Raw genomic sequence first — 14,547 nt, 5'->3', positions numbered from 1 at the left:
TCGGTCTTTACCGGAATGACCGGCTCCACCGTCCTCCAATGATCCCTCGCGCTGCGCTCCCGGCTGTAGGTGGGCCAGAAATGCGAAAAACCCCTCGCGGGTGCGAGAGGTCTGCGCGCGGGTCGAGGACGACGGTGTCCGCCCGTACCTGGTCGTACGTGGCGGTCACTGCGGACCGGCGCGCCTGCTGCCAATAATCATGGCGAACGAGAGCACGGGGGCAGTCTGGCACAACCCCCGCCCCTCACTCACCGTTGTCTCAGAATGCGGTCGGTAGTTCCGGGCGCGGGTCGGTCGTTCCGGGCGCGGCGAGGAGGCTGTCCGCGAGGAACTCGCCCACGTGGCCGAGGACCTGCGCCCGGTCCGTCCCGCGCAGCCCGATCGCGACGTGGATGGAGAAGCCGTCGAGGAGGGCCCGCAGGCGGGCGGCGAAGCGGTCCGGGTCGACGGTCCGGAACTCCCCCCTCGACACCCCCTCCGCCAGCAGGGCCACCAGGTCGCGGTGCCAGGCGCCCTCGATCGCGGCCTGCCGGTCGCGCGCGCCGTCGTCGGCGTTCTGCGAGCGGTTCCAGACCTCCAGCCACAGCGTCCAGTGCGGGTCGCGGTGGCCGTCGGGGACGTACAGGTCGACGTAGGCGTCCAGCCGTTCCCGGGCGGGAGCGGTGCGGGTCAGCAGCCGTCCGCGTTCGGCGCCGAGGCGGCCCTCGCTCCATTCCAGGGTCTGCAGCAGCAGTTCGTCCTTGGAGTGGAAGTAGTAGAGGAGATGGCCGCTGCTCATCCCGACCGCACGGCCGAGCGCCGCCATGGTGAGCTTCTCCAGACCGCGCTCGGCGATCATCTCCATGGCGGCGGCGAGTACGTCCTCGCGCGGCGGCGCGTTCTTCCGCGCTCGTGCCGCACCGGCCATCCTTCGGCTCCTAGGTCTTGGGCTGCTGCTGGGTCTGGGTCTACGGCTGCTGCTGGGTCTGGGTCTGGGTCTACGACTGCTGCCGGGTCTGGGTCTACGACTGCTGCCGGGTCTGGGTCTACGACTGCTGCCGGGTCTGGATCTTCGGCTGCTGCTGGGTGATGCAGTGGATGCCTCCACCGCCCGCGAAAATGGTACGGGCGTCCACCAGTGTGACCGTCCGCTCGGGGAACAGCCTGCGGAAGATCCCGGCCGCGATCTCGTCGCGCGGGTCGTCGAAGCCGCACAGGACGACTCCGCCGTTGCAGAGGTAGTGGTTGATGTAGGAGTAGTCCACCCAGTCGCCGTCCTCGTCCTTCAGGACGGTGGGCGCGGGGACCTCGACGACCTCCAGGCGGCGGCCCTTGGCGTCGGTCGCCGCGCTCAGGATGTCGACGTACAACCGGGAGCGGGCGTGGTCCGGGTGGGCGGGGTCGCGCTGGCTGTGGACGAGAACGGTGCCGGGGCGGGCGAAGGCAGCGACGATGTCGACGTGGCCCTGGGTGCCGTAGGTGCCGTAGTCGCCGGTCAGGCCGTGCGGGAGCCAGATCGCCTTGGTGGTGCCGAGCCTGGCGTGGATCTCGGCCTCGACCTGCTCGCGGGTCCAGCCGGGGTTGCGTCCGGAGCCGAGCTGCACGGTGTCGGTCAGCAGGACCGTGCCCTCGCCGTCGACATGGATGGCGCCTCCTTCGTTGACCAGCGGCGAGGACAGCACCGGCACCCCGGCCAGGTCCGCGACATGGCGGGCGATCTTGGCGTCGTGCTCCCAGCGGGCCCAGTCCTGGGCGCCCCAGCCGTTGAACGTCCAGTCCACGGCGGCCAGTTCGCTGCCGTCGGTGACGAACGTCGGGCCGATGTCCCGCATCCACGCGTCGTCCAGCTCGCGTTCCGCCAACTCGATGTCGGGGCCGAGCAGTTCGCGCGCTCCCTCGCCCTGTCCCGGGCCGTGCACCATCGTCACCGGCTCGAACCGGCGGACGGCGCGGGCCACGGCGGCCCAGGCCGCGCGGGCCTCGGCCAGCTCCCGGTCGTCGGTGAAGGTGGCGTTGGGTCCCGGCCAGGCCATCCAGGTGCGCTCGTGCGGGGCCCACTCGGGGGGCATTCGGAAGGTCATCGGCTGTCCTAGAGGAAGTAGAGGCGGTTGAGGGAGACGGCGTCGGCCGGTTCGGAGCGCAGCGGTTCGCCGTCGAGGGTGACCAGGCCGGTGCGCTGGTCGACGTCGACGGCTCCGGTACGGGAGTTGAGGCGCAGGTCGGCCGGTCCGATGCCGCGGGTGCCGCGCACGGCGACCCTGCGGCGGCGGGTCGGCATGGTGTCGCCGCCCTGGTCCAGGGCGGCCTGCGCGACGAACGCGACGGAGATGTCGGCGGGGGTGGCACCGTGGGCGCCGAACTGCGGGCCGAGGACGAGGGGTTCGCAGGTGTCGGTGGCCGCGTTGGGGTCGCCGACCACGCCGTAGGCCGGGAAGCCGGACTTCAGCACGAGCTGCGGTTTGGCGCCGAAGTACTCAGGGCGCCACAGCACGATGTCGGCGAGCTTGCCGACCTCGATGGAGCCGACCTCGTGGGAGAGGCCGTGGGCGATGGCCGGGTTGATGGTCAGCTTGGCCATGTAGCGCAGGACGCGCTCGTTGTCGTGGCCGACGCCGGGGTCGCCGAGTTCGGCCTTCATCTTCCCGGCCATGGCGAACGTACGCCGGACCGTCTCCCCCGCGCGCCCCATGCCCTGCGCGTCGGAGGAGGTGATGCCGATCGCGCCCAGGTCGTGCAGCACGTCCTCGGCGCCCATGGTCCCGGCGCGGATGCGGTCGCGGGCCATGGCGGCGTCGCCGGGCAGGTCGGTCTTCAGGTCGTGGACGGAGACGATCATGCCGTAGTGCTCGGCGACCGCGTCCCGGCCGAAGGGGAGGGTGGGGTTGGTGGAGGAGCCGATGACGTTCGGGACTCCGGCCATCTTCAGGACGTTGGGCACGTGTCCGCCGCCGCAGCCCTCGATGTGGAAGGCGTGGATGGTGCGGCCCTCCAGCACCCGCAGGGTGTCCTCCACCGACAGGCACTCGTTCAACCCGTCGCTGTGCAGGGCGACTTGGACGTCGTGCTCCTCGGCGACCCGGAGGGCGGTGTCCAGGGCGCGGGTGTGGGCGCCCATGTCCTCGTGCACCTTGAACCCGCAGGCGCCGCCCTCGGCGAGGGCCTCGACCAGCGGGGCCGGGCCGGAGGACGAACCCCGGCCGAGGAAGCCGATGTTGACCGGCCAGGCGTCGAAGGCGTTGAAGGCGTGCTTCAGCGCCCAGGGGGAGTTGACCCCGACGCCCCACACCGGCCCGAACTCCTGCCCGATGATCGTGGTGACGCCGGACGCCAGCGAGGCCTCCATGATCCGCGGCGACAACAGGTGGACGTGGGTGTCCACGGCACCGGCGGTGGCGATGAGCCCTTCGCCGGAGACGATCGAGGTGCCCGTGCCGACGACGACGTCGACGCCGTCGAGCGTGTCGGGGTTTCCGGCCCGTCCGATCGCGCAGATGCGCCCCTCGCGGATGCCGATGGAGACCTTGCGGATGCCCAGTGCCGCGTCGATCACGACGACGTTGCTGATGACGACGTCACAGGTGTCGCGGACGGCGGCGGCCTTGAGGTGCAGTCCGTCGCGGGCGGTCTTCCCGAAACCGGCGAGGAATTCGTCGCCGTAGCGCTGCGCGTCGGACTCGACCTGGATCGTCAGCCCCGAGTCGCCGAGGCGGACACGGTCGCCGGCGCGGGGGCCGTGGGTGGCCGCGTACTCGTAGGGGGTGAGGCGGCGGGCCTCGGCCGGGTGGCCTCCGGGGCGGCTCATCGCGTGCCCTCCTCGTCCTTGGTTCCCAGGTAGCCGCAGGCGGCGGCGCGGCGCAGAGCCTCCTCGCGGGCTCCGGGCGCGTCCAGCGGCCCGTCGACGAGTCCGGCGAAGCCGATGGCGACGCGGGCGCCGCCGATCGGCACGAGGCCGACCTGCAGGGACTCCCCCGGCCCGAAGCGGACGGAGGACCCGGCGGGTACGGCGAGGCGCATGCCGTAGGCCTTGGACCGTACGAAGTCCAGGCGCGGGTTGGCCTCGAAGAAGTGGAAGTGGGAGGTGACCGAGACCGGCACGGCGGCGGTGTTGGTGACCGTGAGCCGCAGCGCCGCCTCGGGTTCGGCGTGCTCGGGGCCGGGGAGCAGGGCACCGGGGGCGTCGGGGCCGAGGGCACCGGGGGCGTCGAGGGCTTCGGGGGCGTCGGGGCCGAGGGAGCCGCCGATCGGGTCGCTCACCACGGCGAGCCGTGAGCCGTCGTCGAAGACGGCCTCGACATGCACCTCGGTGACGATGTCGGCGACGCCCGGCAGGACGTCGTCGGGGCCGAGGACGGCGCGGGCCCGCTCGATCGCCTCGGCGAGCCGCAGTCCGTCCCGGGCCGCCTCGCACACGGTGTCCGCGATGAGCGCGGTCGCCTCGGGGACGTTCAGCCTGAGACCCCGGGCCCTGCGCGCCCTGGCCAGCTCGGCGGCCCCGAAGAGCAGCAGCCGGTCACGTTCCGTGGGGGTCAGTCTCATGACGCGGGCACCTCCTTGCCTTCCACAAGTTAGAGCATCACTCTAAACACAGATTCGTTCGACGGAAACATTGACGCGCCAGCGCGGACAACGTCACATTGAACGTCGCTCTAACTCTCAAGGCGGCCGATCAAGGGAGACCTGCCATGCCGATGGAACGGCGCGGAGTCGACACCATCCCCGACGAGGAACGCACCAGCGGGCCCCGCGACCTCGTCTCGATCCTGCTGGGCTCGAACCTCTGCCTGGGCGTGATCGTCTTCGGCTGGCTGCCCCCGGCCTTCGGCCTCGACTGGTGGTCGTCGGTGTCGTCGATCGTGATCGGCACGGTGGTGGGCACGGCCCTCACCGCCCCGCTCGCGCTGATCTCGCTGCGCACCGCGACCAACCTGTCCACGTCCTCCGGCGCCCAGTTCGGGGTGCGCGGCCGACTGGTCGGCTCGGTGGTCGGCCTGCTGCTGGCCCTCGGCTACACCGCGCTGACCGTGTGGATCGGCGGCGATGTGACGGTCGGCGTACTCGGCCGCATGTTCGGCATACCGGCGAGCGACCTGTCGTACGCCGTGGTCTACGGGGTGCTCGCCGCGGCGACGGTCACGGCCGCGGTCTACGGCTACCGGGTGCTGCTGGCGATGTCACGGGTGCTGGCCATCGGCATGACGGCCCTGCTGCTCCTCGGCGTGATCGCCTACGCCCCCGACTTCACCACGTCCGCACTGCCGGACGCGGGCGGCTATCTGCTGGGCGGGTTCTGGCCGACGTGGCTGCTGGCGGCGGTGGCCGCGGGCCTTTCCGGGCCGATCGCCTTCATCACCCTGCTCGGCGACTACACCCGGTACATCTCCCCCGCCCGCCACTCCTCCCGCACGGTGCTGCGCGCGACCTGGCTCGGGCTGCTGCTCGGCCTGCTCGTGCCGCAGCTCTTCGGCACCTTCACCTCGTACGCCGCCCGAGCCGCCCTGGACTACGCCGGGCCGCTCACCGAGGCCGCGCCGGCCTGGTACCTGCTGCCGCTGCTGCTCGCCGCCTCGGCCGGCTCGGTGGGCAACGCCGGCCTGATGCTCTACTCCATGGGCCTCGACCTGGACGCCATCCTGCCGCGCCTCTCCCGCGCCAAGGCCACCTGCGCGGTCGCAGTCCTCGCCACGGCCTGCGTCTTCGCCGGCCACTACGCCTCGACGGCACAGGACGCGATGACGTCGTTCGTGCTGCTGCTGACGGCGATCGGCACCCCGTGGGCGGTCATCACCCTGATCGGCTTCGCCCGCTGCCGTGGGGTCTACGACGCGGAGGCCCTCCAGGTCTTCAACCGCCGCGCCCGGGGCGGGATCTACTGGTACCGGGGCGGCTGGAACATCCCCGCGACGGCCTCCTGGGCCCTCGGCGCGACGATCGGCGTCCTCGCGGTGGCGCTGCCCTCCTACGAGGGCCCGCTCCTGTCCCTGACCGGCGGGGTGGACTGCAGCTTCCTGCTGTCGGGGCTGGTGGGCGGGGTGACGTACCTGCTGTCGACACCGGGCTCCGACAGACAGCGACCGGAGCCCGAGACACCTGCGCCGCCCCTTCTCCCGACCGAGTCGGGTGGTGGGTGGGCATAGGCCGGGGGCCTGGGGGCGGAGCCCCCAAGGACGCCCACCTCATCTCCCCACCGAGTCGGGCACGGGCCCGGGGCCCGGGGGCGGAGCCCCCGAGGACGCCCGCCTCTCTCCCCACCGAGTCGGGTGGTGGGTGGGCACAGGCCGGGGGCCCGGGGGCGGAGCCCCCAGGAGGCCCGCCCCCACCCAGGGTGGCTGTCAGCCCAGCCGGTGCATCCAGCCGTGCTGGTCCTCAGCCGTACCACGCTGGATGTCAAGCAGCGCCCGGCGCAGCTTCAGCGTGACCTCGCCGGGCTCGCCGCCCGACTGCTGCCACTGCGCCCCCGTACGCTTCACCGTGCCGACGGGAGTGATCACCGCCGCGGTACCGCACGCGAAGACCTCCTTCAGCGCCCCGCTCTCGGCATCGCGCTGCCACTGATCGACGGAGACGCGCCCCTCCTCCGCGGCATACCCCAGATCGCGGGCGACCTGGAGCAGCGAGTCACGCGTGACGCCCTCCAGGATGGACCCGGTGAGCGACGGCGTGACGATCCGGTCCTCGTACACGAAGTACAGGTTCATGCCGCCCAGCTCCTCGACCCACTTGCGCTCGACCGCGTCGAGGTAGCAGACCTGCGCGCACCCCTCCGCCGCGGCCTCGGCCTGCGCAAGCAGGGACGCGGCGTAGTTGCCCCCGGTCTTGGCGTCGCCCATGCCGCCCGGCACCGCACGGACGTGGTCCTCGGAGACCCAGATGGAGACCGGCTTCACGCCACCGGGGAAGTAGGCCCCGGCCGGGGAGGCGATGACCAGGAAGAGGTACTCGTTGGCCGGCTTGACGCCCAGACCGACCTCGGTGGCGATCATGAACGGGCGCAGGTAGAGGGACTCCTCGCCGCCGTGCGCCGGGACCCACGCCGCATCCTGCTTGACCAGCGCGTCGCACGCCTCGATGAACGTCTCCACCGGCAGCTCCGGCATGCCGAGCCGCCGGGCGGAGGCCTGGAAGCGCAGGGCGTTCTTGTCCGGGCGGAAGGTGGCGACGCTGCCGTCGGGCTGGCGGTAGGCCTTCAGCCCCTCGAAGATCTCCTGCGCGTAGTGCAGGACCATGGTGGCCGGGTCCAGGGAGATCGGCGCGTACGGGACGAGCTGGCCGTCGTGCCAGCCGCGCCCCTCGGTCCACTTGATCGTCACCATGTGGTCGGTGAAGTGGCGGCCGAACCCGGGGTCGGCCAGGATCGCTGCGCGCTCGGCGTCGGCGAGCGGGCTGGCGGAGGGCTTGAGCTCGATCGTGGGCGTCGTCATGAGTGGTTGTCCTTCACCGGTTGTAGTGACGGGCCGCGCTCACGCCCGTACTGCCAGTGGCCAGTGCTAGGACGTCCGAGCATTCCCTCATTCCGCGGCTCCGCGTTCGATTATCGCGCGCGGGCGGCCGTGGAAGAAAACGGCGTGAATGCGGCCCAGAGGATGATGGTGGCACCCGGCGGGGGACATGGGGAAGCCGCCGGGCGCAGAAGGGACCCGGCGGCTGTGGGGCAGCGGCGGGGTCAGCCGGCTACGCGTACGGCGAGCGCGTCGCCGATCTCCGAGGTGGAGCGGGCGGGCTTGCCGACGCGCTCGGTGAGGTCGGCGGCGACCGCCGTGTCGATGCGGTCGGCCTCGGCGTCGTAGCCGAGGTGGCGCAGGAGCAGGGCGACGGACAGGACCGTGGCGGTGGGGTCGGCCTTGCCCTGGCCGGCGATGTCGGGCGCGGAACCGTGGACCGGCTCGAACATCGAGGGGAACTCGCCGGACGGGTTGATGTTCCCGCTGGCGGCGACGCCGATGCCGCCGGAGACGGCCGCGGCGAGGTCGGTGATGATGTCGCCGAAGAGGTTGTCGGTGACGATGACGTCGAACCGCTCGGGCTGGGTGACCAGGTAGATGGTCGCCGCGTCGACGTGCATGTACTCGGTGGTGACGTCCGGGAACTCCTCGGCCACCTTGTTGAAGGTGTTGGTCCACAGGTGTCCGGCGAAGGTCAGCACGTTGTTCTTGTGGATCAGCGCGAGCTTCTTGCGCGGGCGCGCCTGGGCGCGGGCGAAGGCGTCGCGGACCACGCGCTCGACACCGAAGGCCGTGTTGACGGAGACCTCGGTGGCGACCTCGTGCGGGGTGCCCTTGCGGATGGTGCCGCCGTTGCCGGTGTACGGGCCCTCGGTGCCCTCGCGGACCACGACGAAGTCGATCTCGGGCTGGCCGGCCAGCGGGGTGGCGACACCCGGGAGGAGCTTCGACGGACGGAGGTTGACGTGGTGGTCGAAGAGGAAGCGGAGCTTGAGCAGGAAGCCGCGCTCCAGGACGCCGGACGGGACGCTCGGGTCGCCGATCGCGCCCAGCAGGATGGCGTCGTGCTGCTTCAGGGCCTCCGCGTCGGCGTCGGTGAGGGTCTCACCGGTGGCGTGGTAGCGCCGGGCGCCGAAGTCGTACTCCTTGGTCTCCAGCTTCACATCCTGCGGAAGGACGGCGGAGAGGACCTTCAGGCCTTCGGCCACCACTTCCTGGCCGATGCCGTCACCGGGGATCACTGCGAGATCGATGCTGCGAGACATGTCGGGCACCCTACTCCTCGTCCCATGGGATGACATGCGCTGTCCGCGATACGGACAAGCGGCGGCCGTCGGGCACCGGCCCGTCGACCGGCGTTCACCCGTATGTGCGACGGGTGTTGACGTGCGCTGGGAACTTCACCGGCATGGACCTTCCCGACGTCGGCATCCCCGAGCGGCTCGCGCGCCGTATGAGCATGGCCGAGCAGTACGAGTACCTGCGCGCCAAGCGGGTCCGGCGTCGCACGCTGGTGACGGCGGGCGCGGTGGCGGGCGGACTGCTGACGGGCTGCTCGGACGCGAGGACGACCACGACGACCGCGACGGCCACGGCCACGACTGCACGCGCCCCCGGCTCCGCCGTCGTCCCCTTCGGCCGCCATCTCGCCTTCGGCGCCGACCCGAGGACACAGATGCGGGTCTCGTGGCAGGTCCCGGCCGCGGTGCGCGGGCCGTACGTCAGGATCGGCACCCGCCCCGACGAGCTGGGCCGCCGGATCGCCGCCGAGGTGCGGGCGCTGCACACCCCCGGGGTCGAGGGCGTGCGCCCGGCCCTCGACCAGTACTACGTGCACGCGGCGCTGGACGACCTCCTGCCCGGCACGACGTACTACTACGGCGTCGGCCACGAGGGCTTCGATCCGGCCGCAGCCGAACACCGCCCGACGATCGCCTCGTTCCGCACGGCCCCGGCCCGGCCGGAGCGGTTCGTCTTCACCGCCTTCGGCGACCAGGGCGTGAGCAGGGCGGCGGCGGCCAACGACGACGTCCTGCTGCGCCAGAACCCGGCCTTCCACCTGCACGCGGGCGACATCTGCTACGCCAACGCGAAGGGCCGGGGCCTGGAGTCGGACGGCTACGACCCCGGCTTCTGGGACCTGTTCCTGAAGCAGAACGAGGAGGTCGCCCGGTCGGTGCCGTGGATGGTGACGACCGGCAACCACGACATGGAGGCCTGGTACTCGCCCGAGGGCTACGGTGGCCAGCTGGCCCGCTGGTCCCTCCCGGACAGCGGCTTCGACCCGCGTACGGCACCGGGCGTGTACTCCTTCGTGTACGGCAACGTCGGCTTCGTCGCGCTGGACGCGAACGACGTCTCGTACGAGATCCCCGCCAACTTCGGCTGCACGGGCGGGAGGCAGACGGCGTGGCTGGACAAGCGGCTGGCGTCGCTGCGCGCCGACCCGGCGGTGGACTTCGTCGTCGTCTTCTTCCACCACTGCGCGTACTCGACCTCGTCCCACGCCTCCGACGGCGGAGTGCGCGACGCATGGGTGCCGCTGTTCGAGAAGCACCGGGTGGACCTGGTGATCAACGGGCACAACCACGTCTACGAGCGGACCGACGCCGTCCGGGGCGGCGAGGTGGGCCGGCGGGTACCGGTCGGCGGGTCGACCGATCCGACGCGGGACGGGACCGTCTACGTCACCGCGGGCGGCGGCGGGAAGGATCTGTACGGCTTCCCGGCGGGCGTGGCGGAGAGCTACGAGGGTCATGTGCGTGAGCGGGAGTCGGTCGAGACCTTCCGGTGGACGCGGTCCCGGCAGTCGGACGCGGAGACCGTGGAGTGGTCGCGCGTGCGCTACCGGGGCTTCTCACTGCTGTCGGTGGAGGCGGTGAGCGGGACGCGGCCGCGACTGAAGGTGTCGGCGCTGGCCCAGTCCGGGGAGCGCATCGACCATTTCGAGGTGCGGCGCGGGGCGTGATCCCGCGCCGCACCCCGAGCGGGTGCGGCTCCCGGCTGGTGGGCGGTGCTCGGGGTCAGGCGGCCGGCTGGTGGCCGGTCACCCCGCCGTTGTCCCTGCGGTCGAGGGCGCGTTGGAGGGCTGCGGCGGCGTTCTTGCGGTCGGACTCGCTCGTGCGGGAGAGGTGACGGACTCGGCGGCGGGCGGTCGTCTCGGCCATGGGGAATCGACTCCTTCGAATTCCTGGAGCGCAACGGGGGGTTACGAGACGCCGGTTGGGGCGGGGAGCGGTGCCGCAGGGGTTGCCTGCACGGGGCCCGGCTCACGACCGCCATTCGCTTGATCGAGCGAGACGTTCGGCTTCTACAAAGCTAAGGGAGGACGGCCTGTCTGTCTCCACAATTACTCGGACTTCCTACTATCTGAGACGGTGGAGTGGGTCACACCGCGCTGACCTGCGTTTTCCCGCCCTTTACAGCACGTCCCCGTCACGCCAGTCGAAGAGCAGCTCATGGGCGGGGTCGAGCGAACCGGCGAGGGCGGGACGGACGAAGGTACTCCCCTCCTCGTCCGGCAGATGGACGACCCCGTCCGGCCCGAGCCCGCAGATGCGCCCGGGCCACACCTCCCACCCCCGGGCGGCATACAGCGCGGCCCCCTCGTCGCTTGCGGAGAGCATCCCCGCGTCGTAGGCCCGGTCGATCACCCGCTCCAACTCGGCCATGACCCGCCCGCCGAGTCCACTACGGCGCACATCGGCCCGGACGCCGACGGCCTCGACGTATCCGACACGCAACCAGCGCCCGTGATGCCGGACCCGGCGCATGACCACCGATCCGTGCGCGAGGAGCCGCCCCGCGTCGTCGTGGACGAGGGCATGCACGCCGCCGAGACCGTGCTCCCAGTCCTCGTCGCTGAAGTCGCCGTCGAAGGCGTCGACCAACAGGTCGCGTACGGCGTCGAGTTCGGCTCGGGTGAGGTCGGCGGTGTGTGCGGTGCGGAGCTGGCAGGGGGTGGTCATGAGGCCAGTATCGACGGATGCCCGGCGCGGGCGTCACCGACTTTTCGGCGCCGTCGCGGGAACGGCCCCGCCCCCGGCGTCCGGGCAGGGCCGTTCGTCCCCACGACTGATACGTCCCGTCGGAATACGGTGGTGATGAGGGAGAGGTGAGGTCATGAACCAGTCAGAGCGAGTCCTGCTGGAAGGCGGACCGGACGACCTGCCCGAGCGCATCGTCCCGCCGCCGACCCCCGGCCCGGACGTCAAGATCGAGCTCCGTAACGGCTACGAGCACTTCAGGCCGACCTCGCGCCAGGCGGACACGCCCCAGGGCCGGGTGCCGGTCTACGAGTGGTGGGAGCGGACGGAGATGCCGGGCTGACGTCCGCGGGCATGACGCCGCCCCCGCTCCGGAGGGGGGATCCGGAGCGGGGGCGGGGTTCAGGGGTGCCGTGCGGGGCTCAGCCCATGTGCGGGTACGCGTAGTCGGTCGGGGCGACCAGCGTCTCCTTGATGGCGCGGGTCAGGGTCCAGCGCATCAGGTTCTGCGGGGCGCCGGCCTTGTCGTTGGTGCCGGAGGCCCGGCCGCCGCCGAAGGGCTGCTGGCCGACGACGGCACCGGTCGACTTGTCGTTGATGTAGAAGTTGCCGGCCGCGTAGCGCAGCTTCTCCATCGTGTACGCCGCCGCCGCGCGGTCACCGGCGATGACCGAGCCGGTCAGGGCGTAGTCGGACACCGACTCCATCTGGGTCAGCATCTCGTCGTACTTCTCGTCCTCGTAGACGTACACGGCGAGGAACGGGCCGAAGTACTCGGTGGTGAAGACCTCGTTCTCCGGGTCCGTGCACTCGACGACCGTCGGGCGGACGAAGTAGCCGACCGAGTCGTCGTAGGAGCCGCCCGCGACGATCGTGCAGGTCGGGTCCTGCTTGGCGCGCTCGATGGCGGCCTTGTTCTTGGCGAACGCGCGCTCGTCGATGACCGCGCCGATGAAGTTCGACAGGTCGGTGACGTCGCCCATGGTCAGGTAGTCGACCTCGGCGGCGAACTCCTCCTTGAAGCCGGAGTTCCAGATGGACGCCGGGATGTAGGCGCGCGAGGTCGCGGAGCACTTCTGGCCCTGGTACTCGAAGGCGCCGCGGGTCAGGGCGGTCTTGAGCACCGCGCGGTCGGCCGACGGGTGGGCGACCACGAAGTCCTTGCCGCCGGTCTCGCCGACCAGACGCGGGTAGGAGCGGTACTTCTCGATGTTGGCGCCGACCGTCTTCCACAGGTACTGGAAGGTCTTGGTCGAGCCGGTGAAGTGGATGCCCGCGAGGTCCCGGTGCTCCAGGGCGACCTTGGAGACCTCGATGCCGTCGCCGGTGACGAGGTTGATGACGCCCTTGGGCAGCCCGGCCTCCTCCAGCAACTGCATCAGCAGCACGGCGGCGTGGGTCTGGGTCGGGGACGGCTTCCACACCACCACGTTGCCCATGAGGGCGGGCGCGGTGGGCAGGTTGCCCGCGATGGCCGTGAAGTTGAACGGCGTGATCGCGTAGACGAAGCCCTCCAGCGGGCGGTGGTCGAGACGGTTCCACACGCCCGGGGAGTTGGCCGGGGGCTGCTCGGCCAGGATCTGGCGGGCGTAGGCGACGTTGAAGCGCCAGAAGTCCACCAGTTCGCACGGGGTGTCGATCTCGGCCTGCTGCGCGGTCTTGGACTGGCCCAGCATGGTGGAGGCGGCCAGCGTCTCGCGCCACGGTCCGGCCAGCAGCTCGGCGGCGCGCAGGATGATCGCCGCGCGGTCGTCGAAGGACATCGCGCGCCAGGCCGGGGCGGCGGCGAGGGCCGCGTCGATGGCGTCCTGCGCGTCCTGCTGGGTGGCGTTGCGGTAGGTGCCGAGCACGGCCTGGTGGTTGTGCGGCTGGACGACCTTGAAGGCCTCGCCGCCGCCCATCCGCCGCTCGCCGCCGATGGTGCAGGGCAGGTCGATCGGGTTGTCGGCCAGCTCCTTCAGCTTGGCCTCCAGCCGGGCGCGCTCGGGCGAGCCGGGGGCGTAGCCGTGCACCGGCTCGTTGACGGGGGTGGGGACCTGGGTCACAGCGTCCATGAGATCCGAACTCCTTGTACGTGAGCGGGTGTGGCGGGCTCAGCCCTTGCTGATCATCGAACGGAGGAAGAAGCGCAGGTTCGCCGGCTTCTCCGCGAGGCGGCGCATGAAGTAGCCGTACCAGTCGGTGCCGTAGGCGGTGTAGACGCGCATGCGGTGGCCCTCGGCGGCGAGCCGCAGGTGTTCCTCGCCGCGGATGCCGTAGAGCATCTGGAACTCGTACTCGTCGAGCTTGCGCCCGGCGCGCCGGGCGAGTTCCTGGGCGATGGAGATCAGACGCGGGTCGTGGGACCCGATCATCGGGTACCCCGCGCCGTCCATCAGGATCCGCAGGATGCGGACGTAGGCCTTGTCGATCTCGGACTTCTGCTGGAAGGCGACCTCGGCGGGCTCCTTGTAGGCGCCCTTGACGATGCGTACGCGGCTGCCGTTCGCGGCGAGGCGGCGGGCGTCGGCCTCGGTGCGGAAGAGGTAGGCCTGGATGACGCAGCCGGTCTGCGGGAAGCCCTTCCGCAGCTCGTCGTGGATGGCGAACATCGAGTCGAGGGTGGTGTGGTCCTCCGCGTCGAGGGTGACCGTGGTGCCGATGGCGGCGGCGGCCTCGACGACCGGGCGGACGTTGGCGAGGGCGAGTTCGTGGCCCCCCGGGAGGGCCTGGCCGAACATCGACAGCTTGACGGACATCTCGACCTTCTCGCCGAGGCCGAGCGGTTTGATGCGCTCGATCAGCTCCAGGTAGGCGTCCCGGGCGGCGGTGGCCTGTTCGGGCGTGGTGATGTCCTCGCCGACCACGTCCATGGTCAGCTCCAGGCCGTTGCCGGTGAGCTCCTCGATGATCGGGACGATCTCGTCCACGGTCTCGCCCGGGATGAAGCGGTCGACGACCTGCTTGGTGACCGGGGCCGCCGAGACCAGACGTCGCATCCGGTCGCTGCGCGACGCGGCGAGAATCACGGGACCCAGCACGGGGCACCTCCACAAACCATCAGAAACAGGCCGCTGACCGACAACTCGGGTACGGCACGGAGAACCACCGTGAAACTTAAGGATCCCTCCGATCGTCGGCCATCGACAGCTGTCACGCATCCG

13 protein-coding genes are annotated in these 14,547 nt (G+C 71.2%); 3 read left to right on the top strand and 10 right to left on the bottom strand.

What is annotated here, in order from left to right; translation table 11 throughout:
- Nucleotides 1-259: 259 nt before the first annotated feature.
- The 4 genes from ICC28_RS15020 to ureA form a co-directional block, all read right to left on the bottom strand.
- A complete protein-coding gene (locus tag ICC28_RS15020; protein WP_188289061.1) occupies nucleotides 260-907 on the bottom strand; it encodes a TetR/AcrR family transcriptional regulator in 648 nt (215 codons plus the stop codon).
- 118 nt (nucleotides 908-1,025) lie between these two features.
- A complete protein-coding gene (locus ICC28_RS15015) occupies nucleotides 1,026-2,060 on the bottom strand; it encodes an agmatine/peptidylarginine deiminase (protein WP_188289060.1) in 1,035 nt (344 codons plus the stop codon).
- Between the two features lie 8 nt (nucleotides 2,061-2,068).
- On the bottom strand, nucleotides 2,069-3,781 hold the full coding sequence (locus ICC28_RS15010; RefSeq protein ID WP_188289059.1) for an urease subunit alpha: 1,713 nt from the start codon (nucleotides 3,779-3,781) through the stop codon (nucleotides 2,069-2,071).
- Nucleotides 3,778-4,515, bottom strand: coding sequence for an urease subunit gamma (gene ureA / locus ICC28_RS15005; protein WP_188289058.1), 738 nt, complete (start codon nucleotides 4,513-4,515; stop codon nucleotides 3,778-3,780). The genes ICC28_RS15010 and ureA overlap by 4 nt, the downstream gene beginning before the upstream one ends.
- A 146-nt stretch (nucleotides 4,516-4,661) precedes the next feature.
- Between ureA and ICC28_RS15000 the strand changes: the two genes are divergently transcribed.
- On the top strand, nucleotides 4,662-6,113 hold the full coding sequence (locus ICC28_RS15000) for a cytosine permease (RefSeq protein ID WP_188289057.1): 1,452 nt from the start codon (nucleotides 4,662-4,664) through the stop codon (nucleotides 6,111-6,113).
- A 195-nt stretch (nucleotides 6,114-6,308) separates the two neighbouring features.
- Here ICC28_RS15000 and ICC28_RS14995 read toward each other — a convergent pair whose 3' ends face one another.
- Nucleotides 6,309-7,397 carry a branched-chain amino acid aminotransferase gene (locus ICC28_RS14995; protein WP_188289056.1) on the bottom strand — a complete coding sequence of 363 codons (1,089 nt, stop codon included), beginning with the start codon at nucleotides 7,395-7,397 and terminating at the stop codon, nucleotides 6,309-6,311.
- Nucleotides 7,398-7,639: 242 nt separating this feature from the next.
- Entirely contained in the window at nucleotides 7,640-8,683 is a 1,044-nt protein-coding gene (locus ICC28_RS14990) for a 3-isopropylmalate dehydrogenase (protein WP_188289055.1), read from the bottom strand.
- Between the two features lie 143 nt (nucleotides 8,684-8,826).
- Between ICC28_RS14990 and ICC28_RS14985 the strand changes: the two genes are divergently transcribed.
- Nucleotides 8,827-10,386, top strand: a complete 1,560-nt coding sequence (locus ICC28_RS14985) for a purple acid phosphatase family protein (RefSeq protein WP_188289054.1) — start codon at nucleotides 8,827-8,829, stop codon at nucleotides 10,384-10,386.
- A gap of 55 nt (nucleotides 10,387-10,441) precedes the next feature.
- Here ICC28_RS14985 and ICC28_RS14980 read toward each other — a convergent pair whose 3' ends face one another.
- A complete protein-coding gene (locus ICC28_RS14980) occupies nucleotides 10,442-10,585 on the bottom strand; it encodes a hypothetical protein (RefSeq protein WP_188289053.1) in 144 nt (47 codons plus the stop codon).
- A 252-nt stretch (nucleotides 10,586-10,837) separates the two neighbouring features.
- Nucleotides 10,838-11,386 (bottom strand): GNAT family N-acetyltransferase, encoded by a 549-nt coding sequence (locus ICC28_RS14975; RefSeq protein WP_188289052.1) that lies wholly within the window; start codon nucleotides 11,384-11,386, stop codon nucleotides 10,838-10,840.
- A gap of 154 nt (nucleotides 11,387-11,540) precedes the next feature.
- Here ICC28_RS14975 and ICC28_RS14970 point away from each other — a divergent pair, with 154 nt between their 5' ends.
- Nucleotides 11,541-11,747: a DUF5988 family protein gene (locus ICC28_RS14970; RefSeq protein WP_188289051.1), complete on the top strand. Its 207-nt coding sequence runs from the start codon at nucleotides 11,541-11,543 to the stop codon at nucleotides 11,745-11,747.
- Between the two features lie 79 nt (nucleotides 11,748-11,826).
- Here the strand turns inward: ICC28_RS14970 and pruA are convergent, their stop codons facing one another.
- Together pruA and ICC28_RS14960 are read right to left on the bottom strand one after the other, a co-directional pair.
- Nucleotides 11,827-13,458 (bottom strand): L-glutamate gamma-semialdehyde dehydrogenase, encoded by a 1,632-nt coding sequence (gene pruA / locus ICC28_RS14965; RefSeq protein ID WP_188289050.1) that lies wholly within the window; start codon nucleotides 13,456-13,458, stop codon nucleotides 11,827-11,829.
- A 39-nt stretch (nucleotides 13,459-13,497) separates the two neighbouring features.
- Nucleotides 13,498-14,424, bottom strand: a complete 927-nt coding sequence (locus ICC28_RS14960; RefSeq protein ID WP_188289049.1) for a proline dehydrogenase family protein — start codon at nucleotides 14,422-14,424, stop codon at nucleotides 13,498-13,500.
- Nucleotides 14,425-14,547: the final 123 nt, after the last annotated feature.

Origin of the sequence: Streptomyces sp. TRM68416, from assembly GCF_014596915.1 — a bacterium.
In the GTDB taxonomy this organism is placed as follows: Bacteria; Actinomycetota; Actinomycetes; order Streptomycetales; family Streptomycetaceae; genus Streptomyces.
The sequence above is the reverse complement of the archived record's forward strand: the minus strand, read 5'-3'. Positions and strand labels throughout refer to the sequence as shown.